Below are 22,504 nucleotides of genomic sequence, written 5' to 3'. Positions count from 1 at the left end.
ACTCCGCCATGGCCGTTCAGGCGCCCCTCCCCGCCGGCACGATCCTGATCGTCGACTCCGAGGCCCTGGGCTGTTCCGGGGCGGTGTTCCGCGTCGACCCGTCGACCGGTGAGGCGGCACTGTTCGCCCTGGGCGGCGAGCTGCTGGGGGGAACCGACATCGCCGTGGAGTCCGGCGGCGGCATCCTGGTGACCAAGGACCGGCACTTCCCCGGGACCGGCAGTCTGCTGCGCCTCGACCCGAAGACGGGGGACCAGTCCGAGGTCTCCTCCGGCGGGAAGTTCTCCGCACCCCTCGGCGTGGCCGTCGAGGCCGGCGGGAGCGTCCTCGTCGCCGACGGCTCCGCGGGCGGGTTCGGGGCCGTGATCCGCGTCGACCGCACCACGGGCGGGCAGACCGTCCTGTCCCAGGGCGACGGGGCCGCGGCCGACCCGCCGGTGCGGGCGGTGGGGCTGTGCGTGGCTCCCGACGGGTCCGTGCTGGTGGTCGAGCAGAACATGATCGGGGGCGAGGACCTCTCGTCCCGCGTGGTGCGCGTCCACCCGGTCACCGGTGCCCGCACGACGGTCACCTCGGGCGGCGAGCTCCGCAGCCCCACCGGTGTGGTGGTGGACGCCGCGGGTCACATCCTGGTCTCCGACGCCAACGCCTTCCCCGGCTCCGGCGGCGGGGTGATCAAGGTGGATCCGGTGACGGGCGCCCAGACCACCGTGTCCTGCGGCGGCGGCTTCGTCGCCCCCGGGGCGATCGCGATCGAGGCCGACGGCAGCCTGCTGGTGACCGACAGCGCCCCCGGGGGCAGCGGCCGCATCCTGTTCCGCGTGGACCCGGTGACCGGGGCCCAGAAGGTGCTCGCCTCGGGCGGCCAGTTCACCTTTCTGACGGGCGTGGCGGTCGTCCGGTAGGACCGGCGGTCCTCCCCCGCCGCCGGGCCCGGATCAGCCCAGCGGGGCCTGCTGGAGGGGGACCGGGCGGGGCGCCTGCTTCGGCGGCGGGTCCAGGCGGACGGGCGGGGGCGGGGCGGCCGGCTGGCTCAGGGCGACGATCCCGCAGGGGACCCCGGGGACGGTGTACGGGAGCCGCAGCCGCCCCTCCTGCGTCCACAGGCCCGTTCCCAGCCAGCCCGCCGGCGTGGTGAAGCGGAACACGTACCGGTCGGCCGGGCGCCACAGCGCGAGGCCCGTCCCGCCGACGCGCAGCGCGACCCCGCAGGTCTCCGGCATCAGGATCTGGCCCGGCTGCACCGCGAAGGGATGGGCGTCCTCCAGCCGCAGGCACTCCGGGAAGCGGACCGGGCGGGAGCTGCCCAGTACCCCCCAGCCGAGCCGGGGCTCTCCCGGCGCGTCCGAGCGGATCAGCAGCAGCCCGCTGTCGGGGGCGGCCATCAGCAGCCGGTCGTCGCTGTCCTCGGCGATCTGGAGCAGCGGGGTGACCACCCCGCCCCGGAGCAGGTCCACGGCGACGGCCTTGACCCGGCCGTCCTGCTCGCGGTCCAGGGACAGCAGCCGGCCCGAGCGGTCCAGCCAGACCCCGCCGGAGCAGCGGCCCGGGAGCACGGCGGCCCGCCGCGGCCCGCCGGAGCCGTGCCCGGCCACCTGCCAGACGGTGGTCTCCCCGCCCGCCACCGCCAGCGCGTAGGCCGCGCAGCCGTCGGGGGAAGGCGGCAGCAGGCGGACCAGCAGGCCCTCGGCGGCGTCGATCCCGCCGAGCCGCAGCTCCCCCGTGCGGGGGCCGGCGCCGGGGCACGACGGACGGGGCCCCGTGTAGGTGCCCGAGGGGTAGAGCAGGGAGAACGCGTGCCGGTCGGCGACCCGGCGGTGGATCAGGACCCGCCCGTCGGACAGCGGCAGCACCTCGCTGTCGGCCTCCTCCGGCTGCGCGAGCGGCAGCGGCACCGCGTACGGCTCCGGCCCGCCCAGCGTCCAGCGCTCGGGATAGCGGGCCTCGCCCTCCCCGGCCAGCCGCGCGGCGTACGCCCCGTCGGCGGTGATCGTGAGGGGGGCGGTCGTGGTCATCTCGGTGGCACAGACAGTCATCCGGGCCGTCACCTCCGGGGAGGAACCTAGGTTTCGCGCTTCCGGCCGGACAACACGACCTCGCAGGCTTCACACGTACGGGTGGCACCCCCACGATTCTCCGGTGCCGCAGGGGGCGACTGTGCTGTTGATATCGGGGCGATTAGGGGCAGATGTGGTAAGCCTTGCCTCAGGGTGCGACGGCGGCGCCCCGCCGGGGCGCCCGGTCAACCCGTCCGCCCCGCCGGCTTCCTGTCCGCCCCCTGCACGGGGGACAGGATGGGCGGTCGCCACGGACGGTAGCCTTGGCCCGTGCCCTCTCTCTCTGAAGTCATCGCCGCGCTGGACGCTCTGTGGCCCCCCTCGCGGGCCGAGCAGTGGGACGCCGTCGGCACCGTCTGCGGCGACCCCGACGCCGAGGTCACCCGGGTGCTGTTCGCCGTGGACCCCGTCCAGGAGATCGTCGACGAGGCGGTGAAGCTCGGCGCCGACCTGGTCGTCACCCACCACCCCCTCTACCTGCGCGGCACCACCACCGTCGAGGCGGGCACCTTCAAGGGCCGCGTCGTGCACACGCTGATCAAGAACGACATCGCGCTGCACGTCGCCCACACCAACGCCGACACCGCCGACCCCGGGGTCTCCGACGCCCTCGCCGGCGCCCTCGACCTGCGCGTCACCGGTCCGCTCGTGCCCGACCCGACCGACCCGTCCGGCCGCCGCGGCCTCGGCCGGATCTGCGAGCTGGACCACCCCGAGACCCTGCGCGAGTTCACCGCCCGCGCCGCCGCCCGGCTCCCGCGCACCGCCCAGGGCATCCGCGCCGCCGGCGACCCCGACGCGCTGATCCGCACCGTCGCCGTCAGCGGCGGCTCCGGCGACAGCCTCTTCGCGCAGGTCCGCGCCGCCGGCGTGGACGCCTTCCTCACCGCCGACCTGCGCCACCACCCGGCGTCCGAGGCCCGCGAGCAGAGCCCGCTGGCCCTCGTCGACGCCGCCCACTGGGCCACGGAGTGGCCCTGGTGCGAGCAGGCCGCGGCCGAGCTCGACGCCGTCTCCGAGCGCCACGGCTGGGGTCTTCGGACCCATGTCTCGCGCACGGTCACCGACCCCTGGACGGCGCACGCGCCGTCCGAAACCACCCCTTCTAGTGTCTCTGGAGCCCCCAACTGAACGCCGAGCCCGCCGACCAGATCCGACTCCTCGACATCCAGGCCCTGGACGTCCGGCTGTCTCAGCTGGCCCACAAGCGCAAGTCGCTGCCCGAGCACGCAGAGGTCGACTCCCTGACCAAGGACCTCAGCCAGCAGCGCGACCTGCTCGTCGCCGCGCAGACGCAGGCCAGCGACGCCGCCCGCGAGCAGACCAAGGCGGAGCAGGACGTCGACCAGGTCCGCCAGCGCGCGGCCCGCGACCAGCAGCGCCTGGAGTCGGGCGCCGGCATCTCGGCCAAGGACCTGGCCAACCTCCAGAGCGAGGTCGCCTCGCTCGCCAAGCGGCAGGCCGATCTGGAGGACGTCGTCCTGGAGGTCATGGAGCGCCTGGAGGGCGCCCAGGAGCGCGTCACCGGGATCACCGAGCGCGTCGCCGCGCTGGAGTCCAAGCTGTCCGACGCCACCGCCCGCCGCGACGCCGCCACCGGCGAGCTCGACGCCGAGGCCGCGAAGGTCACCAAGGACCGCGAGGTCATCGTCGGCTCCATGCCGGCGGACCTGATGGCCCTGTACGAGAAGATCCGCGTCAAGCAGGGCGGCGTCGGCGCCGCGCGCCTGTACCAGCGCCGCTGCGAGGGCTGCCGCCTGGAGCTCGACATGGCCGAGGTCAACGAGATCAAGGCCGCCGCCCGCGACCAGGTCGTTCGCCACGACAACTGCGGCCGCATCCTGGTCCGTACGGCGGACTCGGGTATCTGATGCCGCGCTTCGTCGTGGAGGCCGACGGCGGTTCCCGGGGCAACCCGGGCCCCGCCGGCTACGGCGCGGTCGTCCTGGACCCGGCCACGGGGGAGACCCTGGCCGAGCGCGCCGAGTTCATCGGCATCGCGACGAACAACGTCGCCGAGTACCGGGGGCTGATCGCGGGGCTGAAGGCCGCCCGTGAGCTGGCCCCCGACGCGGTGGTCCGGGTCCGGATGGACTCCAAGCTCGTCGTGGAGCAGATGTCGGGCCGCTGGAAGATCAAGCACCCCGACATGAAGCCGCTGGCGGCGGAGGCCGCGGCGGTCCTGCCGCGCGGGCAGATCACCTACGAGTGGATCCCGCGCGAGCGGAACAGGCACGCGGACCGCCTCGCCAACGAGGCGATGGACGCGGGCCGCCGCGGGAAGCAGTGGGAACCCTCCGCGTCCACGGCCGACCTCGCCCCGGCCGGCCCCCCGGGCGACGCGGCCAAGGGCGCGGCCGCGGTCCGGGCCGCCCTGGCCTCCGGCGGTGGTACGAGGCCGGGCGCCCCCGCCGACTCCGCCGCCGCGGCGGGAGCCCGCACGACCCCGCCCGCCGCCGCCACGACCGCCGGTGCGGCCACGACCGCCGGCGCGGCCGCCGGGGTGCCCGGCGGGGCGCGGCGCACCGGCGAGGCCGCCTCCGACCCGCACGGGACCGAGGCCGCCGCTCACGGCACCGCTGCCGCCGACCTGCGCGCCGCGCGGAGCGCGGCAGCGCCGGAGCCGGGGACCCTCTTCGGCGAGGCCGAGGCCCTGGCTCCGGCCCCGACAGCCGTGCCCGCCTCCGGCGCCGCCCCGGCCGCCGGGGGAGCCCCCGCGCGGCTGGGCCAGGCCCCGGACGCCGCTGGAGCCCCCGCCCCGGTGGGGCAGGCTCCGGAGACCGCCGGAGGCACCGGCACCGGCTGGGGCGGGCCCGACATGGGGGCACCGGCCACCTTCGTGCTGCTGCGGCACGGGGAGACCGCCCTGACCCCGCAGAAGCGGTTCTCCGGCAGCGGGGGCACCGACCCGGAGCTGTCCCCGGCCGGCCGGCGGCAGGCCGCCGCCGTCGCCGGGGCGCTGGCCGCGCGGGGCACCGTGCAAGCCGTCGTCAGCTCGCCGCTGCGCCGCTGCCGCGAGACCGCCCAGGCCGTCGCCGACCGCCTCGGGCTGCCGGTCACCGTGGAAGAGGGCCTGCGCGAGACGGACTTCGGCGCCTGGGAGGGCCTGACCTTCGCAGAGGTGCGGGAGCGCTTCCCGGACGACCTCCAGGCCTGGCTGGACTCCCCGAAGGCCGCCCCCACGGGCGGCGGGGAGAGCTTCGCGGCCGTCACCCGCCGGGTCTCGGCCACCCGGGACCGGCTGCTGTCCGCGTACGCGGGCCGCACGGTGCTGCTGGTCACGCACGTGACCCCGGTCAAGACGCTGGTCCGGCTCGCCCTGGGGGCCCCGCCGGAGTCCCTGTTCAAGATGGAGCTCTCCGCGGCCTCCCTCTCGGCGGTGGCCTACTACGCCGACGGCAACGCCTCGGTCCGGCTCCTCAACGACACCTCGCACCTGCGGTAGGACGGCCCCCCGGAAGGCCGCCGCCCCCGGGGTTCCGGGGGCGGGGGCCCGGCCGTCCACCGCGCCGGGGTCAGGGGGCGGGCCTGAGCCGGCCGAGTTCCTCGACGGCCCGGCCCAGGGCGCGGGCCATGTTGTGGGCGTCCGCCTCGGCGGACCGGGCCCTGGCGCTCGCCGCCCGGGCCACCTGCCGGGGCAGCCGCCGCTCCTCGTCCGCGGTGTCCCAGTCGGTGTCGTGCCGCTCGACGTGCTGGGCCAGGTGTCGCAGCGCGTCTTCGAGGTGCTGCGCGAGGGCGAGCAGGCTCCCGGTCACGGAGGCGAGGTCGGCGTGGTTCGCGTAGGCGTCGCGCGGGTCGGAGGTCGCTGCGGCGAGGTCGCGTATGTGGGCGGCGGCGCAGGCGGCGAGAGCGGGGTGATCCGTCATGGATGCGAGGGTGCCCCATCGCGCGCCCCTCCGAGGGGCGTTCGCGGTACTCCGGACGGAGCGGGAACAACAGACGAGCCGGCCTGTACGCCGGGTTCTGTCGCCCGGAGACCTCGCGGTCGCCGGGGAGACGGCCATCCATCTAGGACCGGCGTTGCCGCCGGCCTCGTGCGGTCTACCCGCGAACTCGGGCGGGCAGCCCTCAAGCGTTCGCGCAGACCCGTCCGGGGACGGATCCTCTTGACCTTGCTCCAGGTGGGGTTTACCTAGCCGCCTGAGTCACCTCAGGCGCTGGTGGTCTCTTACACCACCGTTTCACCCTTACCGGGGACCGAGGTCCCCGGCGGTCTGTTTTCTGTGGCACTGTCCCGCGGGTCACCCCGGGTGGGCGTTACCCACCACCCTGCCCTGTGGAGCCCGGACGTTCCTCGGCGGGATCCGTGGACCCCGACGCGGCCGCCCGGCCGACTCGTCTGTCGTGCCGACCATGCTACCGGCTGCCGGGAGCGGCTTGACCTTGCCGTGTCCCGGAGCCGGTGCGCCGGCCGCTGCTGCACGAGCTGCGGGCCTGCCCGTCCCCCGGCCCGCCGTGCACCGGCTGGTGCCGATGGCCCTCGCGCCCTGGTCACGGCCCTGCGGCAGACGGCCGCGTAGGCCGTGCCGGGACGTGCCGTGCCTGGGCCGGCGCGAAGAGGATCTTGGCCGTGCCCGGGTCGGCCCGGGTCAGGCGCACCCGGATGCGGTCGCCGAGGGGCAGGGGGCCGGCCGGGGACTCGGCGCGGCCCACCACCGCCGGATCCTCCAGGTGGACAGTCCCGATCCGTGGGTCCCGCTCCTCCACGTCGATGACCGTCGCCTCGAAGGTCTCCCCGACGCGGTCCCTGAGCACGGCCGCCTCGACCAGGTCCACGCACTCGCGCTCCACGGAGTTGGCCAGCCGGGCCCCCTCCTGCATCTCCCGCGGCAGCGCCGCCAGCGCCTCCGCCGCCCACACGGGCGCCGCCGCCCCCGCCGCCGCGGCCAGGCACAGCTCTCCGGCGTAGCGGTCGGCCAGCCGCCGCAGCGGGGCGGTGCAGTGCGTGTACGGCGCCGCGACCGCCGCGTGGACGGCGGGGTCGGGCCGCTCGCCGCCGGTGAACACCGTGTATCCGGCGCCGCGCAGCAGGGCCGTGCACTCCTGGAGGAACGCGGCGTGCGCCGGGAGGCGCGGGTCCAGGGACCGCACCAGCGCGGCGTACGGGACGTGGTGCGGCCAGTCGATCCGCAGGGCCTTCGCGGCCCGGCGCAGCCGCCCCACCGCGCCGTCGGGGGCGGGCGGCAGGGTCCGCAGGATCCCGGTCCCGGAGGCCAGCATCAGGTCGGCGGCGGCCATGCCCGTCATCAGGGAGACCTGGGCGTTCCAGCCGTCGGCCGGCAGCGGGGCCCGGTAGGCCAAGCGGTACGAGCCGTCCTGCGCCACGACCTCCTGCTCGGGGACGTTCAGGGAGATCCCGCCGCGCTCGGTCTCCAGGGCCTCGCGCAGGGTCCCGATGTCCTTCAGCAGCGCCAGGGCGGGTTCGGCGGTGCCGGTGTCGACGGCCTTCTGGACCCCCTCGTAGTCGAGCCGGGCCCGGCTGCGGACCAGGGCGCGGCGGACGTCCGTGCCCTCCACCCGCCCGTCGGAGTCCAGGTCGAGCCGCCACAGCAGGGCCGGCCGGGTCCGGTCCGGCAGCAGGCTGGCCGCGCCCTCGGAGAGCACGGGCGGGTGCAGCGGTACCCGGAGGTCGGGGAAGTAGAGGGTGGTGACCCTGCGGTGGGCCTCCGCGTCGAGGGCGCCGCCGGGGGTGACGAAGGCGGCGACGTCGGCGACGGCGTAGTGGACGCGGTAGCCGCCGCCGGACCGTCTCTCCAGGTGCATGGCCTGGTCGAGGTCCACGGAGCCCGGCGGGTCGATGGTGAAGAGGGGGATGCCGGTGGCGTCCTCGGCGGGCGGCGGGGGAGCGGCGGCGGCCCGTTCGGCCTCGGCGAGCACCTCCGCCGGGAACGCGCCGGGCACGTCCAGCCGCGTCCGCAGTCCCCGCAGCGCGGCGCCCAGGGCGGCACCGTCCGCACCGGCCATGTGCATGTGACGGCGTGGCATGGACCGAGCGTATGTCCTGCCCGGGAGATCTTCTCGGCGGCGGCGCGCCGGGCCGCCCGGGGCGGGGCCCGGCCTGCGGGTGTCCGGAATGCCGTGCCGGGGTCCGCTCACCGGAACACGGCGCGGAAACGGCCGCGCACGACGGCGTGAAACCTCCTGGAACGCGGCGCCCGGCCGGGGCGCAATGTGGGGGGGCGGATCGCCCGAACCCACCGGAACCGATCGGAACTCATTCACGGGGCGGCGCATGTTGTTGCGGATTCACTTCACGGGAGCCGACCTGGCGCGCACGAGCGTGGCCAGCCGGCCGGACCCGCTGTGGGAGACGGTGCTGAGCCTGCGCATGCTCCAGCACCGCAGCGGGAACCCGGCGGCGGAGGCGTGGGGCCGCGCGGTCCTGGCCCGGCAGGCCGACAGCCTGCGGATCCTCCTGCCCCTGGTGCGTCCCCTCGGCTACTTCCCCGACTTCCTCACCCCCTCCGACGGGTCCCCGGAGATCGAGCAGGGCCTCGACGCCCTGACCGCCACCCCCGCCCGCCACCTGCGCGGCGACCTGGAGGTCCTCGGGGCCGGCGGCGCCCTCCCGCCCTGGACGCGGGACCTCGCCGCGGGCCGCCCCGACGCGCTGCGGGACCTCGCCGCAGCCCTGCGCGGCTACCACGCGGCGGCGGTGGCGCCGCTGGAGCAGACGATGCGGACGACGGTCCGGGCGGAGTACGCGGCGCAGGCGAAGACGGCCGCCGAATCGGGGATCGAGGGCGTCCTGTCGGGGCTGGGGCCGGGCACGCGGTGGAAGCCGCCGGTGCTGGAGGTCCAGTACCCGGTGGACCAGGAACTCCACCTCAACGGACGGGGCCTGCTCCTGGTCCCCACCCTGTTCCGCGCCCGCACCCCCGTGTCGCTCCTCGACCCCGAACTCCCGCCCGTGCTCACCTATCCCGCCCGGCGCACCCGCGCCCCGGGCGACTCGGCCGGGCGCAAGCTCGTGCCGTTGATCGGGCGGACCCGTTCGGAGATCCTTCACCACACCTGCGAGGGCTCCCGCAGCACCTCGGAACTCGCCCGGCTCGTGGGGATGTCGCAGGCCTCGGTGAGCCACCACACGTCCGTGCTGCGCGCGGCGGGCCTGATCAGCTCGACCCGGCACCGGAACTCGGTCCTGCACACGGCGACCTCGCTGGGCTCCCTCCTACTGGGCGGGTGAGGAGGTGTCCAGGTCTTTCGAACCTCCTCGAAACAGCTGGACGCGGACCGGCGGCGCGCCGGACAGTCGTCCTGCACCACAGCAGGGAAGGGCGACACGGCACCGCCCGCCACGACCCCCCACCGGCGGCCACGGCCCGCCCCCGGCCCCGGCGGCCGGGGGCGCCGCCGTGGCCGTTCGCCCGTGACCTGGCCGGCGGCGGGACGTCTACCCTGGTCGGGGGCCGCACCCCCGCGTCGTGCCATCGATAGGAGAACCACCGTGCTCGTGCTGCTGCCGCCCTCCGAGGGAAAGGCCGCCGGCGGCTCCGGCGCACCGCTCGACCCGGCGTCGCTGTCGCTGCCCGGGCTGGCCGGGGCGCGGGCGGCCGTGCTGGAGGAGCTGGCCGAGCTGTGTGCGGGGGACGAGCTCAAGGCGCGCGAGGTGCTGGGTCTGAGCGAGGGCCTGCGGGGCGAGGTCGCGAAGAACGCCGCGCTGCGGTCGGCGGCGGCCCGGCCCGCGGGGGAGATCTACACCGGGGTGCTGTACGACGCCCTGGACCTGGCGGGACTGTCCGCGTCGGCGCGGGCGACGGCCGAGCGGACGCTGCTGGTGTTCTCGGGGCTGTGGGGCGCGGTGCGGGTGACCGACCGGATCCCCTCGTACCGGTGCTCGATGGGTGTGAAGCTGCCGGCGCTGGGCGCGCTGGGCGCGTACTGGCGCACGCCGATGTCCCAGGTGATGCCGGAGGCGGCGGGGGACGGGCTGGTGCTGGACCTGCGCTCGTCGGCGTACGCGTCGGCGTGGAAGCCGAAGGGGGAGACGGCGGGGCGCACGGCCACGGTGCGGGTGCTGCACGCGCAGATGGTGGACGGGGTGGAGAAGCGGTCGGTGGTGAGCCACTTCAACAAGGCCACGAAGGGCCGTCTGGTCCGGGACCTGCTCCTGGCCGGAGCCGAGCCGGAGGGTCCGGCGGAGCTGGTCGCCGCGCTGCGGGACCTCGGGTACGTGGTGGAGGCCGAGGCCCCGGCGAAGGCGGGCAGGGCCTGGTCCCTGGACGTGGTGGTCAGCCGGATCCACTGACCGGGCCGGTGCTGCGCGGGGGACGGCCCCCGCGCAGCGGGTGGTCAGCGGCCCAGGGGCCAGGCGACCGCCGACGGGGTCTGGTCCGCCGCGCCCGCGTACTGGGCGCAGGCGTCCGTGAGGGTCTCCAGCAGGGTCAGGGGGTCCGGGAGCGGCCGGCTCACGTCGCGTACCCAGGTCACGGAGAAGTCGCCGGGGAGCGCGGCCGGGGGCAGCAGGACGTAGCTGCCGCGGCAGTGCCAGCGCAGGCCCGGGTGTTCGTCCATGGTCTCGGGGTGGCAGTCCAGCTCGCAGGGCCACCACTCGTCCTCGTCCTCGGGCGTGCCGCGGGTGGCCGTGAAGAAGAGCATCCGGGCGTGGTCGCCCGTACCGCCCGACTCCGCGACCGGGCCGACCTCGACACCGGCGGCGAGGAGGCGCTCCAGGGCGCTGCGGCCGGCTTCGAGGGGGACGTCCAGGACGTCGTGGACCATGCCGGTCGCGGTGATGAAGTTGGCCTGGGGCTGGGTGCGGGCCCAGCGCTCGATCTGGGCGCGGTCGGTGGTCGACTGGGTCTGCCAGGCGAAGGAGACCGGGTGCCGGGCCGGCGTGGGACAGCCGATGCGGTCGCACGAACAGCGGTAGCCGACGGGATGGGCGGCGGGGGCGACCGGGAGCTTGGCCGCGGCGACGGCCAGGAGCAGCGCTTCGCGTTCCCGGCCGGGGTCCTCGGGAGCGGGTTTCGAGCGGCGGCGCAGCCACTGGGAAATCCTGCTCTGCTCGCCGCGTTTGACGCGGCCGGACTCAGACCCCATCTATCCCCTACCTCACCGTTGCCCCGGCAGACCATTCCATGGTCCCACCATCCCGGGGGCCCGGTGACCGCACCCCCCGACCGGGATCCCGGGCCCCCTTCCCCGATAACGTCTCAATCCGGCCATATCTTCTCGGCCTTGCCGGGGTCGCCGGGTGTCCGGCTATCGGACGGTGACTTTTGCCACGCCGCCCAGCACGGCGTCGACGAGCGCGTCCGCGAAGGCGTGCGTCACCGGAGCCGTCCGCATCAGCCACCGGTACGTCAGCGGCCCCACCAGCATCTCCACCACCAGCCGGACGTCGGCGTCCGCCGCGAGCTGCCCGGCCTCCTGCCCCGCCCGCAACCGTGCCTCGTACAGGGCGAGCTGCGGTTCCAGCAGCTGTTCGGTGAAGCGCGCGGCCAGGTCGGGGTCGGTCGCCCCGGCCGCCGTCAGGGCGCGCGCGGGGGCCTCGTACCGGGGGTCGCCGAACTCGTCCACCGTGGCCCGCAGGACGGTCTTCAGGTCGGCCGCCAGGTCGCCCGTGTCGGGAAAGCCGGCCCAGCCGGAGTCCGCCCAGGCCTCGCCGGACAGCGCCAGCGAGGCGTCCAGCAGGACGGCGGCCTTGGAGGGCCACCAGCGGTAGATGGTCTGCTTGCCGACGCCCGCGCGGGCCGCGATGGCCTCGATGGTCAGCTTGCCGTAGCCGACCTCCCCGACGAGGGCGAGGGCGGCGTCGAGGATGGCTCGCCGGGAGCGTTCGCTGCGGCGGCTGGAGTCCGGAGGCTTGCTCATCGGCCCAACGTACCAACCCGGCCGAGACGTCTCGTCTCCCGGCCGTTGTGGTAAATCACCCGATCGGTTCACTGTGCGGCCGCACCCTGAGGGGGGACGATTCTCTCCGTACACACCCGTACCGTGAGTCCGCAGTCGTGAGGAGCCTTCTTTGCGCAGAGACGCCACACCCCGGCGCTACCTGATGTGCGCACCCGCACACTTCAGGGTCACGTACTCGATCAACCCGTGGATGGACCCCACGAAACCGGTGGACCTGCCCCTCGCACTCGCCCAGTGGGAGGACCTGCGGGACCGTTACCTCTCCCTGGGGCACACCGTCGAGACCCTGGAGCCGCACCCGGACCTGCCCGACATGGTCTTCGCCGCGAACGGTGCCCTCGTCGTCGACGGCCGGGTCCTCGGCGCCCGCTTCGCCTACCCGGAACGCACCGCCGAGGCGGAGATCCACCTCGACTGGTTCCGCGCCAACGGCTTCACCGACATCCACGAGCCCTCGCACGTCAACGAGGGCGAGGGCGACTTCGCCGTCACCGCCGGCTTCATCCTCGCGGGCCGGGGCTTCCGCTCCAGCCCGCTCTCGCACGACGAGGCGCAGGAGTTCTTCGGCCGCCCCGTCATCGGCCTCGACCTGGTGGACCCGCGCTACTACCACCTGGACACGGCGCTGTGCGTGCTCGACGGCGACGAGATCATGTACCACCCGCCCGCCTTCTCCCCGGGCAGTCAGGCGGTGCTGCGCCGGCTCTTCCCGGACGCCCTGCTCGTGGACGCCCCGGACGCCGCCGCCTTCGGCCTGAACTCGGTCTCGGACGGCCGGCACGTGCTGCTGCCGCAGGCCGCGACCGGGCTGCTGGCGCCGCTGCGCGAGCGCGGCTTCGAGCCGGTCCCGATGGACCTGGGGGAGCTGCTCAAGGGCGGCGGCAGCGTGAAGTGCTGCACCCAGGAGCTGCGGCCCTAGGCGCGCCGCCCGCGGAGCCGCGGCCGGCCTAGAGGTCCCCGTCCGGGTCGGCGGGGGGCCACTGCTCGCCCCACTCGACGTCCCGGGCCGCCTTGTAGAGGCCGCCGTGGCGCTTGGTGACGGTGGCCCGGCCCAGCCCCGTCTCCTCGGGACCGCACAGGTCCAGCAGGACGAGCCCCTTCCGGATCTGCGGCCTCCGGGTGATCCGGGAGGGGACCGGCGTCGCGGGGAAGCGGGTCGCGGCGACGTAGCTGAACTTCTCGTCCTCGTAGGGGAGCGAGCCGCCCTTGACCTGCCGGTGCAGGGAGGAGCGGCTGACCCGCGCCGAGAAGTGGCACCAGTCCTGCCCGACCTCGATGGGGCAGGCCCCGTCGTGCGGGCAGGGCGCGGCGACCTTCAGCCCGGCGGCGATCAGCTGGTCGCGGGCCTCGCGGATGCGCAGGTACCCCTCGGGCGTGCCCGGTTCGATCAGGACGACGGCCCGGCCGGCGCGGGCCGCCTCGGCGACGACCGCCCGGCGGGCCTGCCCGGTCAGCTCGCCCAGCACGTACGAGACGGTGACCAGGTCCGCGTCGGGCAGGGCGGTCCCGGTCCCGATGACGGCCCGCCGCCACTCGGCCGCGCGCAGGGTGCCGGAGGAGGAGCGGCCGGCCAGTTCCCTGCCGAGGGCCAGGGCCGGCTCCGCCCAGTCCAGGACGGTGGTCGTGCGCGGCCCCTCCCAGGTGGCGTCCACCGCCCAGGTCGCCGCTCCGGTCCCGCCGCCCACGTCCACGTGCGAGCCCGGCACCCACTCCGGTGCGGCCTGCGCCAGCCCGTCCAGCGCGGAGCGCACGGCCTCGAAGGTGGCCGGCATCCGGTACGCCGCGTACGCGGCGACGTCGGAGCGGTCGCGCAGCACGGGGGCGTCGGTCGGGGTGGTGCCCCGGTAGTTGGCGATGAGCCGCTCGACGGCGGCCGCCGCCTGCTTCTGCGGGAGTCCGTCGAGCAGCCCGCCGAGGGCGCTGCGGAGGGTTTCGGCGGTGGTGGGGGCGGTGGCGTTCACCAGCGAAGTTTACGGCGCGGCCCGCTCGGCCGGTGCGGCCATGGGCTCCCGCTCCCGCCAGGGGCGGCACAGGGCCAGGAAGCAGGCGGCCGCCAGCAGCGAGCAGCTCAGCTGGACCAGGGCCATCGGCACGGCCGTCTGCTCGCCCGCGATCCCGACCAGCGGGGAGGCCACCGCGCCGACGAGGAAGGAGGAGGTGCCGAGCAGGGCGGACGCCGATCCTGCGGCGTGCGGCGTGCGCATCAGGGCCTGCGCGTTGGTGTTCGGCAGGACCAGGCCCATCGCCGACATCAGCACGAACAGCGCGGCGGCGACGGGGACCAGCCCGGCCTTCCCGAACACCCCGGTGGACATCAGCAGCAGGGCCACCGAGGCGGTGGTGAGCACGGCGATGCCGACCGCGAGGACCTTGTCCAGGCTGACCCGGCCGACCAGCAGCTTGCCGTTGACCTGGCCGACCACGATCAGACCGACGGAGTTGAGGCCGAAGAGCAGGCTGAACGCCTGCGGGGAGGCGCCGTAGATCTCCTGCACGACGAAGGGCGAGGCGGAGATGTACGAGAAGAGCACCGCGAAGGCGAAGCCGCCCGCCAGGGTGTACCCGGCGAAGACCCGGTCGGCGAGCAGCCCCCGCATGGTCCGCAGCGCGGCGCCCACGCCGCCGGTCTGCCGCCGCTCGGGCGGCAGCGTCTCGCCGAGCCCGCGCCACACCACCAGGGTCAGCGCCAGGCCGACGGCTGTCAGGACGACGAAGACCCCGCGCCAGTCCGCGAACCGGAGCACCTGGCCGCCGATCAGCGGGGCGACGATCGGGGCGGTGCCGGATATCAGCATCAGGGTGGAGAAGAAGCGGGCCATCTCGACCCCGTCGTACAGGTCGCGGACGACGGCCCGGGCGATGACGATGGCCGCCGAGCCGGCCAGCCCCTGGAGCAGCCGGAAGCCGATCAGCAGTTCGGCGGAGGGGGCGAGGGCGCATATCGCGGTGGCGAGGACGTAGACCGCCATCCCGGTCAGCAGGGGCCGGCGCCGCCCCCACTTGTCGCTCATGGGCCCGACGACCAGCTGTCCGAGGGCCATGCCGGCGAGGCAGGAGGTGAGGGTGAGCTGGATGGTCGCGGCCGGGCTGTGCAGGGCGGCGGTGACCTCCGGCAGGGCCGGGAGGTACATGTCCATGGACAGCGGGGGGAGAGCGGTCAGGCCGCCCAGGATGAAGGTGACCAGCAGGCCGGTACGGCGCGCGGCCGCCAGGGGGGCTGTGGGAGGGGCGGTGGCGGGTGAGGGGTCGTGCTCGTGCGACGGGGCCGCCGAGGGGCCTCTCTCCGACATACGGAACTCCAGTCTTTTCATCTGCTTTATGCGCCCCTGACCGACCCATGCTCTCAGCTGTCGGAACGTTCCGGGCCGGATGTCCGCTGTGACGTACTCTGCGGCCCCATGAGCGCACGTGGGAACAAGATCGCTGTAGTGACCGGCGCCGGATCCGGGATCGGCCGCTCCGTGGCCCTCGCCCTCGCCGGGGCCGGCTGGTCGGTGGCCGTGGCCGGGCGCCGCACCGAGCCCCTGGAGGAGACCGCCGCCGCGGCCGGGGAGGGCGCGGACGTCCTGCCGGTCCGGGCGGACGTCGCCGACCCGGCGGACGTGACCGCGCTGTTCGAGACGGTCCGGTCCCGCTACGGACGCCTCGACCTCCTCTTCAACAACGCCGGCACCTTCGGCCCGGCCGGGGTCCCGCTGGAGGACATCGCCTACGAGGACTGGCGTCAGGTGGTCGACGTCAACCTCACCGGGTCCTTCCTCTGCGCGCAGGCGGCGTTCCGGGTGATGAAGGAGCAGGACCCGCAGGGCGGGCGCGTCATCAACAACGGTTCCCTCTCGGCCCACGTCCCGCGGCCGAACTCGATCGCCTACACGGCGACCAAGCACGCCATGACGGGCCTGACGAAGTCGCTCTCGCTGGACGGGCGGCCGTACCGGATCGCCTGCGGGCAGATCGACATCGGCAACGCGGCCACGGACATGACGGCGCGGATGCAGACCGGGATCCTCCAGGCGAACGGACAGTCGGCGGTGGAGCCGGTGATGGACGCGGCGGACGTCGCCCGGACCGTCCTCCACATGGCGGAGCTCCCCCTGGAGGCCAACGTCCAGTTCGCGACGGTGATGGCGACGGCCATGCCGTACATCGGCCGCGGGTAGCCGCACCCCGCACGCGGCGGCGCCCGGTTCGCCCCCGCGGAGGGGGGAGCGAACCGGGCGCCGGGTCATGAGGGGGCGGGCTGCTTCACCGGCCGGCCGGAGCCGGGGCCGGTGCCTGGGCCGCGCTGCCGCGCACGCGGGCCGGGAGGAGGAACAGGGTCAGGACCGCCGCCAGGTACAGGCTCCAGACCACCAGCTGCACCACCGTCGGGTCCGGCTGGAAGTTGAAGACGCCCTTCAGCAGGACCCCGTACCAGCTGTCCTGCGGGATCGCCGAGCTGATGTCGAACGCCCTGTCCTGGAGGCCGCCGAGGAACCCGGCCTCCTGGAGGTCGTGGACGCCGTACGCGAGGACGCCCGCCGCCACGACGACCAGCATCCCGCCCGTCCACGTGAAGAACTTCGACAGGTTGATCTTCAGCGCGCCCCGGTAGAACAGCCACCCCAGCACGATGGCCGTCGCGATGCCCAGCAGCACCCCGACCAGCGGCGCCGAGGAGCCCTCGCCGCTGGCCCGGACCGACGCCCACACGAACAGCGCCGTCTCCAGGCCCTCACGGCCCACCGCCAGGAACGCGGTCGCGACCAGCGCGCCGGTGCCCATCGCGAGCGCCGCGTCGAGCTTGCCCTGGAGCTCCCTCTTCAGGTGCCGCGCGGTCTTCTTCATCCAGAAGACCATCCATGTCACCAGGCCGACCGAGACGATCGACAGGCTGCCGCCGAGCAGCTCCTGCGCCTCGAAGGTCAGCTCCTGCGTGCCGAAGGTCAGCAGCGCGCCGAACGCCAGCGAGATCGAGCAGGCGATCCCGATGCCGAGCCACACGGGCCGCAGCGCGGCCCGGTTCCCGGTCTTCACCAGGTAGGCGACCAGGATGCAGACGACCAGGCTGGCTTCGAGGCCCTCGCGCAGGCCGATCAGATAGTTGCCGAACACGGCGTTTCCTCTCCGGAAGGTCCTACGCGAACAGCGCCCGGCCCCACCAGTCGTCCTTGTCGCGGACGCCCGGCGGGACGGCGAAGACGGCCGAGCCCACGTGCTGGATGTACTCGTTCAGCGCGTCGTTCTTCGACAGCCGGCGCTGGATGGCGACGAAGCCCTTGCGGACGTCGCGCTGGTAGGCCAGGAAGAACAGGCCCGCGTCGAGGCGGCCCAGGCCGTCGGTGCCGTCGGTGAAGGAGTAGCCGCGGCGCAGGATGGTCGCGCCGTCGTTGCTGTCGGGGTGCGCGAGGCGCACGTGCGAGTCGGGCTTCATCGCCTTCAGGAACGGCTCGTCGCGTTCCTTGGACTTGCCGACGGGGGCGCCCTCGCCCTTGTCGCGGCCGAAGATGTCCTCCTGCTCGCGCAGGGAGGTGCGGTCCCAGGTCTCGATGTGCATCCGGATGCGCCGGGCGACGAGGTACGAGCCGCCGGTCATCCACTCGCTGCCGTCGCCCGCGCCGACCCACACGTGCTTGTCCAGGGCGGCGGTGTCGGTGCCCGCGATGTTCCGGGTGCCGTCCTTGAAGCCCATCATGTTGCGCGGGGTCTGCTCGTCGGGCGTGGTCGAGGAGGTCTTGCCGAAGCCCAGCTGCGACCAGCGCACCGCGACCTTGCCGAAGCCGATGCGGGCCAGCTGGCGGATGGCGTGCACGGCGACCTGCGGATCGTCGGCGCAGGCCTGGACGCACAGGTCGCCGCCGGAGCGGGCCTGGTCCAGGTTGTCGCCGGGGAAGGCCTCCAGGTCCACGAGGGCCTCGGGGCGCTTGCCCTCCAGGCCGAAGCGGTCCTTGGCGAACAGGCCCGGACCGACGCCGAAGGTCAGGGTCAGGCGGGAGGGCTTGAGGCCCAGGGCCTCGCCGGTGTCGGTCGGCGGGGCCTCGGGGACGCCCTCGTACACGTCGCCGACCGGCAGGCCGGCCGTCATCAGCCGGGCGGCGGCCGTCCAGTCCTTGAGGAGCTTGACGAGCTCCTCGCGGTCCTTCGTCTTCACGTCGAAGGCCGCGAAGTGCAGCCGGTCCTGGACGGCGCTGGCGATGCCCGCCTGGTGCGCGCCGTGGAACGGCACGGCCGCCCCGGCGGAGGCCGCCGGGGTGATGTCCGAGCCGCCGTCGAACGCGGCCACGGCGCCGCCGGCCGCGGCCGCGCCGAGCGCGAGCCCGGCCCCGCCCCAGCCGAGGACGGCACGGCGCGAGGGCGCGGCCGCGCCTCCGGTGGACTTCTGGGCCTCGTCCTCGGACACCTTCGGCTCCTGGGCGTCGGTCATGGTGGGATCTCCCGCTCTGCCTGGCTGTGGACTACTTGGCGACCGCGGCGGCCAGCTTCGAGAGCGGCTCGGCCAGGGCGCTGACGCCGTCCGAGAGCTCCTTGCGCTCGGTCTCGCCGACCTTGTCGTACGAGGTGAACTCGTAGCCGTTCCTGTCCGCCCGGTACTTGTCCAGGAGGGTGTTCAGCGCGGCGAACTGGGTGTCCAGCTGCTTGGCGAGCTCGGGGTCGTTCTTCGCGGTGACGGCCTTGAGGAGCTCGTAGGACTTCTCGGCGCCCTCGACGTTGGCCTTGAAGTCGACCAGGTCGGTGTGGCTGTAGCGCTCCTCCTCGCCGGTCACCTTGCCGGTGGCGACCTCGTCGAGGAGCTCCTTGGCGCCGTTGGCCATGGACGTGGGGGTGATTTCCGCCTCGCCGACCTTCTTCTGCCAGGCGGTGAGGTCGGTGATCAGCGTGTCGGCGAGCTTCTTCTCGTCGTCGCCGATCCTGCCGTCCTGGAAGAGGGCCTTCTCCAGGCGGTGCCAGCCGGTCCAGTCCTTCGCCGGGTCCTGGCCGGCCTCCAGGCCGTCCTCGCGGACGTCGACCTTGGGGTCGATGTCGCCGAAGGACTCGGCGACCGGTTCGGTGCGCTCCCAGCCCAGGCGGGAGGGGGCGTAGGCCTTCTTCGCGGCCTCCAGGTCCCCGGCCTTGACGGCGTCGGCGAAGGCCTGGGCCTTCGGCATGGTCTCGTCGGCCTGCTCCTGGACGTACTTGCGGTACGCGGCCACGGCGGCGTCCAGCTCGGGGCTGCGCTTCTCGGCGGCGCCCTTGCCGGTGGCCTTGACCCTGGTGCGGATGCCGTCGCCCTTCATGCCGGGCTTGCAGGTGAAGAGGTAGTCGCCCGGCTTGATCTCGGCGGTGATGGTGGCCTTGGTGCCGGGGCCGATGTTCTCGCGCTCGGCGACGATGCGGTCGTCCGGGAAGAGCACGTACAGCTCGGTGACCTTGGAGCCCTTGTTCTCGACCTCGATGGAGACCCTGCCCGCCGGGAAGTCCGTCTTCGAGACCTCGCAGGCGCTGTCGGTCGCGTTCACGTGGATCGCCTCCGAGCCGCCCTTGTCGCTCTTCTCCGCGCAGCCGGTGACGGCGGAGAGCGCGGCGACGGCTGCGGCCGCGGTGAGGACGGTGAGGCGGGCGGGGCGCATGAGGGCTCCTGGCGAGGGTGGAGGCGTGGGGCGGCCTGGTGAGGCGGACCTAACTTAACCGAGGCTTACCTGACCGATGCCCGCTCGTCCAGTGATTCAGCTCTCACCTTCCGGCCCCGGACACGAGCCCGTCACGGCCCCTCCATGAGTGGTTCAAGTGAAGGTCAAGCGGAAGTCAAGTACCCGTCCGCGGGCCGTGCGGGAGCGGGGTTACCGTTCGGTTTCGCCCCGGTTCCGACGGCTGCCGCGATCCGCCCGCCGCACGGCACGGCGGCCCGGCCCGCCGGCGGAACCGGGCCCGTCCCGCGCCGTGCTTGAATGCCGACGTGAACGATCTCGACGTGATCAAGGTGTTCTGCGCGGGTGACGGCCGGTACGGCAACCTGCTCGGAGTCGTCCGCGACGGCCGCACCGTCCCGGACGACGCGGCCCGGCAGGCCCTCGCCGCCGAACTGGGGTACAGCGAAACGGTGTTCGTCGACGACCCCGAGCGCGGCGTCGTCGACATCCGCACCCCCGGCACGCGCATGTCCTTCGCCGGGCACCCGCTGGTCGGACTCGCCTGGCTGCTCGACATCGAGGAGCTCCAGCCGCCCGTCGGATCCGTATGGGCCCGCAGCGACGGTGAGTTCACCTGGATCACGGCCCGCCCCGAGTGGGTCACCGGCAAGCACACCCGGCAGTACGCCAGCGCCGCCGAGGTCGAGGCCCTGCCCACCCCGCCGCCCGGTGAGGGCTGGCTCTATGCCTGGGCCTGGGAGGACGAGCCCGCCGGCCGGATCCGCGCCCGGGGCTTCCCGCGCCGCCCCGACGGGATCGTCGCCGAGGACGAGGCCACCGGCTCGGCGGCGATCCTGCTCACCGCCGAACTGAACCGCGCCCTGAACATCACCCAGGGCGCCGGCTCCCAGCTCCTCACGGCCCCGGGCCCGGACGGCACCGTGGAGCTCGGCGGGCGGGTCCGCTTCGCCTCGTGACGCACGGGAGGGGGTGCGGACGCCACGCGCCCCTCCCCGCGCACCGCCGGGACCTACGCGCTGAGCGGGAACTCCTCGCCCAGCTCCCGGAAGACGGCCCCGTTGTGGTCGAAGGCCCGCTTGCACTCGTCGATGATCCGCTGCTTCTCCAGGTCGTCGGCCGCGATCGCGTCCAGCAGCTCCCGGTACACCCGTTTGAACGCGGCCGGATTGGCGATGTCCGCGAAGACGTAGAACCGCACCCCGTCGCCCTTGCGCTCGAAGCCCCAGGCGCGCTCCGCCCGGTCCCGGATGATCTGGCCGCCGGAGAGGTCGCCCAGGTAGCGGGTGTAGTGGTGGGCGACGTACCCGCCCGGCCAGCGCGCCGCGCACTCCGCCACCCGTGCCGCGTAGGCCTCCGTCGCGGGCAGCGCCGTCACGCCCGCCCGCCAGTCCGGGCCGATCAGGTGCGCCAGGTCGCGCTCGATCTCCGCCACGCGCATCAGCTCGGGCCGGATGAACGGCCCCGCGACGGGGTCCGCGCGCAGCGCGTCGGCGGCGTCCTCCAGCGCCCGGTACACGAACCACAGCTGCTCGGTGTAGCGCGTGTAGGCGTCCACGCCGAGCCGCCCGCCGAGCAGGTCGCCCATGAACGCGGAGGTCTCGGCTTCGGTGTGCTGCTCGTGCGAGGCGAGGCGGATGGCCGTCGAGAAGGCGTCCAAAGCGGACCTCCGGGAAGAGGAATCGGGCGCGGCGACACCGCCGCCACGCCCGATCCTCCTGCTTAGGCATACCTAAGTCAATGTGTTCCCGACGTCCTGTCGGTAAAAAATCCCCCGCCGCCCACGGCCGTGGCTACGGCAGCGTCAGGATGTCCGCCCCCGTGTCCGTCACCACCAGGGTGTGCTCGAACTGGGCGGTCCGCTTGCGGTCCTTCGTGACGACCGTCCAGCCGTCGTCCCACATGTCGTACTCGTGCGTGCCCAGCGTCAGCATCGGCTCGATCGTGAACGTCATGCCCGGCTCCATCACCGTGGTGGCGTGCGGGCTGTCGTAGTGCGGGATGATCAGGCCGGAGTGGAAGGACGAGTTGATGCCGTGCCCGGTGAAGTCCCGGACCACGCCGTAGCCGAACCGCTTCGCGTAGGACTCGATGACCCGGCCGATGACGTTGACCTGCCGGCCGGGCTTGACCGCCTTGATGGCCCGGTTCAGGGCCTCGCGGGTGCGCTCCACCAGCAGCCGCGACTCCTCGTCCACCTCGCCGCACAGGTAGGTGGCGTTGTTGTCGCCGTGCACCCCGCCGATGTACGCGGTCACGTCGAGGTTCACGATGTCGCCGTCGCGCAGGACGGTCGAGTCGGGGATGCCGTGGCAGATGACCTCGTTGAGCGAGGAGCACAGGGACTTCGGGAAGCCCCGGTAGCCGAGCGTCGACGGGTAGGCGCCGTGGTCGCACATGTACTCGTGCGCGACCCGGTCCAGCTCGTCCGTGGTCACCCCCGGCGCGATGTGCTTCGCGGCCTCCTCCATCGCCTGCGCGGCGATGCGGCCCGCGACGCGCATGGCCTCGATGGTCTCGGCGGACTGCACCTCGGGGCCGGTGTACGGCTTGGGGCCGGGCTTGCCCACGTACTCGGGCCGGCGGATGTTTCCGGGAACGGAACGGGCGGGAGAGAGCTCGCCTGGTACGAGCAGCGACTGGCCAGACATGCAAGCGAGTGTATCCAGCGGGCGTGGGGCAGCATGGCGCTGTAAAGAGGACCGAGAGGGACCGAGAGGAGCCTGGGGACGATGGCCCTGTTCAAGAAGCGTCAGGTGGGCAAGCCGGGCGAGTGGTACTACTGCCTGGTCCACAAGAAGGTCGAGGAGGGCCCGGAGTGCCCCGCCAAGGACCGCTTCGGCCCGTACACGACCCGGGAGGAGGCGGCCCACGCCATGGAGACGGCGCAGGAGCGCAACCTCGAATGGCAGAACGACCCCAAGTGGAACGACAGGACCGCTGAGGAGGAGGGGGACGGCACGGGCACGGCGACCCCCTGAG

General features: G+C 74.1%; 22 protein-coding genes and 1 other RNA gene. 10 read left to right on the top strand and 13 right to left on the bottom strand.

Annotated features, from left to right (window positions below):
- The first annotated feature begins 8 nt into the window (after positions 1-8).
- The gene (locus ACFY15_RS13270; RefSeq protein WP_390825513.1) at positions 9-905 is read left to right on the top strand and encodes a hypothetical protein; all 897 of its coding nucleotides are present in this window, start codon (positions 9-11) and stop codon (positions 903-905) included.
- 33 nt (positions 906-938) lie between these two features.
- On the opposite strand, the gene ACFY15_RS13265 is transcribed toward ACFY15_RS13270, so the two are convergent.
- The gene (locus tag ACFY15_RS13265) at positions 939-2,036 is read right to left on the bottom strand and encodes a hypothetical protein (protein WP_390825512.1); all 1,098 of its coding nucleotides are present in this window, start codon (positions 2,034-2,036) and stop codon (positions 939-941) included.
- A 291-nt stretch (positions 2,037-2,327) separates the two neighbouring features.
- Here ACFY15_RS13265 and ACFY15_RS13260 point away from each other — a divergent pair, with 291 nt between their 5' ends.
- The 3 genes from ACFY15_RS13260 to ACFY15_RS13250 all read left to right on the top strand — a co-directional run bounded on the left by ACFY15_RS13260 (position 2,328) and on the right by ACFY15_RS13250 (position 5,502).
- Entirely contained in the window at positions 2,328-3,188 is an 861-nt protein-coding gene (locus ACFY15_RS13260; RefSeq protein WP_390825511.1) for a Nif3-like dinuclear metal center hexameric protein, read from the top strand.
- Between the two features lie 359 nt (positions 3,189-3,547).
- Positions 3,548-3,928 carry a C4-type zinc ribbon domain-containing protein gene (locus tag ACFY15_RS13255; RefSeq protein ID WP_366452818.1) on the top strand — a complete coding sequence of 127 codons (381 nt, stop codon included), beginning with the start codon at positions 3,548-3,550 and terminating at the stop codon, positions 3,926-3,928.
- Entirely contained in the window at positions 3,928-5,502 is a 1,575-nt protein-coding gene (locus ACFY15_RS13250) for a bifunctional RNase H/acid phosphatase (protein WP_390825510.1), read from the top strand. The genes ACFY15_RS13255 and ACFY15_RS13250 overlap by 1 nt, the downstream gene beginning before the upstream one ends.
- A 70-nt stretch (positions 5,503-5,572) precedes the next feature.
- Here the strand turns inward: ACFY15_RS13250 and ACFY15_RS13245 are convergent, their stop codons facing one another.
- From ACFY15_RS13245 to ACFY15_RS13235, 3 genes are all read right to left on the bottom strand, one after another.
- The gene (locus ACFY15_RS13245; RefSeq protein ID WP_390685561.1) at positions 5,573-5,923 is read right to left on the bottom strand and encodes a hypothetical protein; all 351 of its coding nucleotides are present in this window, start codon (positions 5,921-5,923) and stop codon (positions 5,573-5,575) included.
- Positions 5,924-5,993: 70 nt separating this feature from the next.
- An RNA gene (gene rnpB, locus ACFY15_RS13240) (RNase P RNA component class A) lies at positions 5,994-6,395 on the bottom strand.
- Between the two features lie 153 nt (positions 6,396-6,548).
- Positions 6,549-8,042: an RNB domain-containing ribonuclease gene (locus ACFY15_RS13235; RefSeq protein WP_390825509.1), complete on the bottom strand. Its 1,494-nt coding sequence runs from the start codon at positions 8,040-8,042 to the stop codon at positions 6,549-6,551.
- Positions 8,043-8,289: 247 nt separating this feature from the next.
- Between ACFY15_RS13235 and ACFY15_RS13230 the strand changes: the two genes are divergently transcribed.
- Both ACFY15_RS13230 and yaaA read left to right on the top strand, forming a co-directional pair.
- Complete coding sequence (locus tag ACFY15_RS13230; protein ID WP_390825508.1) at positions 8,290-9,246, top strand: ArsR/SmtB family transcription factor; 957 nt, start codon at positions 8,290-8,292, stop codon at positions 9,244-9,246.
- A 261-nt stretch (positions 9,247-9,507) separates the two neighbouring features.
- The gene (yaaA, locus tag ACFY15_RS13225) at positions 9,508-10,308 is read left to right on the top strand and encodes a peroxide stress protein YaaA (protein ID WP_390825507.1); all 801 of its coding nucleotides are present in this window, start codon (positions 9,508-9,510) and stop codon (positions 10,306-10,308) included.
- Between the two features lie 44 nt (positions 10,309-10,352).
- On the opposite strand, the gene ACFY15_RS13220 is transcribed toward yaaA, so the two are convergent.
- On the bottom strand, positions 10,353-11,102 hold the full coding sequence (locus ACFY15_RS13220; RefSeq protein ID WP_390825506.1) for a bifunctional DNA primase/polymerase: 750 nt from the start codon (positions 11,100-11,102) through the stop codon (positions 10,353-10,355).
- A 162-nt stretch (positions 11,103-11,264) separates the two neighbouring features.
- Positions 11,265-11,876 carry a TetR/AcrR family transcriptional regulator gene (locus ACFY15_RS13215; protein WP_390685566.1) on the bottom strand — a complete coding sequence of 204 codons (612 nt, stop codon included), beginning with the start codon at positions 11,874-11,876 and terminating at the stop codon, positions 11,265-11,267.
- A gap of 151 nt (positions 11,877-12,027) precedes the next feature.
- Here ACFY15_RS13215 and ddaH point away from each other — a divergent pair, with 151 nt between their 5' ends.
- Positions 12,028-12,837: a dimethylargininase gene (ddaH, locus tag ACFY15_RS13210; RefSeq protein WP_390685567.1), complete on the top strand. Its 810-nt coding sequence runs from the start codon at positions 12,028-12,030 to the stop codon at positions 12,835-12,837.
- 28 nt (positions 12,838-12,865) lie between these two features.
- Here ddaH and ACFY15_RS13205 read toward each other — a convergent pair whose 3' ends face one another.
- Both ACFY15_RS13205 and ACFY15_RS13200 read right to left on the bottom strand, forming a co-directional pair.
- Positions 12,866-13,879, bottom strand: a complete 1,014-nt coding sequence (locus ACFY15_RS13205) for a small ribosomal subunit Rsm22 family protein (RefSeq protein ID WP_390685568.1) — start codon at positions 13,877-13,879, stop codon at positions 12,866-12,868.
- A 9-nt stretch (positions 13,880-13,888) separates the two neighbouring features.
- Positions 13,889-15,208, bottom strand: a complete 1,320-nt coding sequence (locus ACFY15_RS13200; protein ID WP_390685569.1) for a multidrug effflux MFS transporter — start codon at positions 15,206-15,208, stop codon at positions 13,889-13,891.
- Between the two features lie 108 nt (positions 15,209-15,316).
- Between ACFY15_RS13200 and ACFY15_RS13195 the strand changes: the two genes are divergently transcribed.
- Complete coding sequence (locus ACFY15_RS13195) at positions 15,317-16,078, top strand: SDR family oxidoreductase (protein WP_390685570.1); 762 nt, start codon at positions 15,317-15,319, stop codon at positions 16,076-16,078.
- 85 nt (positions 16,079-16,163) lie between these two features.
- On the opposite strand, the gene efeU is transcribed toward ACFY15_RS13195, so the two are convergent.
- Genes efeU through efeO form a run of 3 tightly spaced genes read right to left on the bottom strand, consistent with a single transcriptional unit; the run spans position 16,164 to position 19,504 of the window.
- Positions 16,164-17,012, bottom strand: coding sequence for an iron uptake transporter permease EfeU (efeU, locus tag ACFY15_RS13190; protein ID WP_390825505.1), 849 nt, complete (start codon positions 17,010-17,012; stop codon positions 16,164-16,166).
- A gap of 22 nt (positions 17,013-17,034) precedes the next feature.
- Positions 17,035-18,321: an iron uptake transporter deferrochelatase/peroxidase subunit gene (gene efeB / locus ACFY15_RS13185; RefSeq protein WP_390685572.1), complete on the bottom strand. Its 1,287-nt coding sequence runs from the start codon at positions 18,319-18,321 to the stop codon at positions 17,035-17,037.
- A gap of 31 nt (positions 18,322-18,352) precedes the next feature.
- A complete protein-coding gene (efeO, locus tag ACFY15_RS13180; RefSeq protein WP_390685573.1) occupies positions 18,353-19,504 on the bottom strand; it encodes an iron uptake system protein EfeO in 1,152 nt (383 codons plus the stop codon).
- 326 nt (positions 19,505-19,830) lie between these two features.
- Between efeO and ACFY15_RS13175 the strand changes: the two genes are divergently transcribed.
- On the top strand, positions 19,831-20,481 hold the full coding sequence (locus tag ACFY15_RS13175; protein ID WP_390825504.1) for a PhzF family phenazine biosynthesis protein: 651 nt from the start codon (positions 19,831-19,833) through the stop codon (positions 20,479-20,481).
- 53 nt (positions 20,482-20,534) lie between these two features.
- Here ACFY15_RS13175 and ACFY15_RS13170 read toward each other — a convergent pair whose 3' ends face one another.
- Positions 20,535-21,182 (bottom strand): heme oxygenase (biliverdin-producing), encoded by a 648-nt coding sequence (locus ACFY15_RS13170; protein ID WP_390825503.1) that lies wholly within the window; start codon positions 21,180-21,182, stop codon positions 20,535-20,537.
- 133 nt (positions 21,183-21,315) lie between these two features.
- Complete coding sequence (gene map / locus ACFY15_RS13165) at positions 21,316-22,173, bottom strand: type I methionyl aminopeptidase (RefSeq protein WP_390685576.1); 858 nt, start codon at positions 22,171-22,173, stop codon at positions 21,316-21,318.
- Between the two features lie 81 nt (positions 22,174-22,254).
- Here map and ACFY15_RS13160 point away from each other — a divergent pair, with 81 nt between their 5' ends.
- Complete coding sequence (locus ACFY15_RS13160) at positions 22,255-22,503, top strand: hypothetical protein (protein WP_390685577.1); 249 nt, start codon at positions 22,255-22,257, stop codon at positions 22,501-22,503.
- The last annotated feature ends 1 nt before the right edge of the window (position 22,504 follow it).

The organism is Streptomyces sp. NPDC001373 (assembly GCF_042895815.1).
Classification (GTDB): Bacteria; Actinomycetota; Actinomycetes; order Streptomycetales; family Streptomycetaceae; genus Streptomyces.
The sequence above is the reverse complement of the archived record's forward strand: the minus strand, read 5'-3'. Positions and strand labels throughout refer to the sequence as shown.

What these genes read in the sequence shown, in the direction of transcription:
- ACFY15_RS13270 (WP_390825513.1), top strand. Translation starts at nt 9, where the DNA reads ATGGCCGTTCAGGCGCCCCTCCCCGCCGGCACGATCCTGATCGTCGAC.
- ACFY15_RS13265 (WP_390825512.1), bottom strand. Translation starts at nt 2,036, where the DNA reads ATGACTGTCTGTGCCACCGAGATGACCACGACCGCCCCCCTCACGATC.
- ACFY15_RS13255 (WP_366452818.1), top strand. Translation starts at nt 3,548, where the DNA reads ATGGAGCGCCTGGAGGGCGCCCAGGAGCGCGTCACCGGGATCACCGAG.
- ACFY15_RS13250 (WP_390825510.1), top strand. Translation starts at nt 3,928, where the DNA reads ATGCCGCGCTTCGTCGTGGAGGCCGACGGCGGTTCCCGGGGCAACCCG.
- ACFY15_RS13245 (WP_390685561.1), bottom strand. Translation starts at nt 5,923, where the DNA reads ATGACGGATCACCCCGCTCTCGCCGCCTGCGCCGCCGCCCACATACGC.
- ACFY15_RS13235 (WP_390825509.1), bottom strand. Translation starts at nt 8,042, where the DNA reads ATGCCACGCCGTCACATGCACATGGCCGGTGCGGACGGTGCCGCCCTG.
- ACFY15_RS13230 (WP_390825508.1), top strand. Translation starts at nt 8,290, where the DNA reads ATGTTGTTGCGGATTCACTTCACGGGAGCCGACCTGGCGCGCACGAGC.
- ACFY15_RS13220 (WP_390825506.1), bottom strand. Translation starts at nt 11,102, where the DNA reads ATGGGGTCTGAGTCCGGCCGCGTCAAACGCGGCGAGCAGAGCAGGATT.
- ACFY15_RS13215 (WP_390685566.1), bottom strand. Translation starts at nt 11,876, where the DNA reads ATGAGCAAGCCTCCGGACTCCAGCCGCCGCAGCGAACGCTCCCGGCGA.
- ACFY15_RS13200 (WP_390685569.1), bottom strand. Translation starts at nt 15,208, where the DNA reads ATGTCGGAGAGAGGCCCCTCGGCGGCCCCGTCGCACGAGCACGACCCC.
- ACFY15_RS13195 (WP_390685570.1), top strand. Translation starts at nt 15,317, where the DNA reads ATGAGCGCACGTGGGAACAAGATCGCTGTAGTGACCGGCGCCGGATCC.
- efeB (WP_390685572.1), bottom strand. Translation starts at nt 18,321, where the DNA reads ATGACCGACGCCCAGGAGCCGAAGGTGTCCGAGGACGAGGCCCAGAAG.
- efeO (WP_390685573.1), bottom strand. Translation starts at nt 19,504, where the DNA reads ATGCGCCCCGCCCGCCTCACCGTCCTCACCGCGGCCGCAGCCGTCGCC.
- map (WP_390685576.1), bottom strand. Translation starts at nt 22,173, where the DNA reads ATGTCTGGCCAGTCGCTGCTCGTACCAGGCGAGCTCTCTCCCGCCCGT.
- ACFY15_RS13160 (WP_390685577.1), top strand. Translation starts at nt 22,255, where the DNA reads ATGGCCCTGTTCAAGAAGCGTCAGGTGGGCAAGCCGGGCGAGTGGTAC.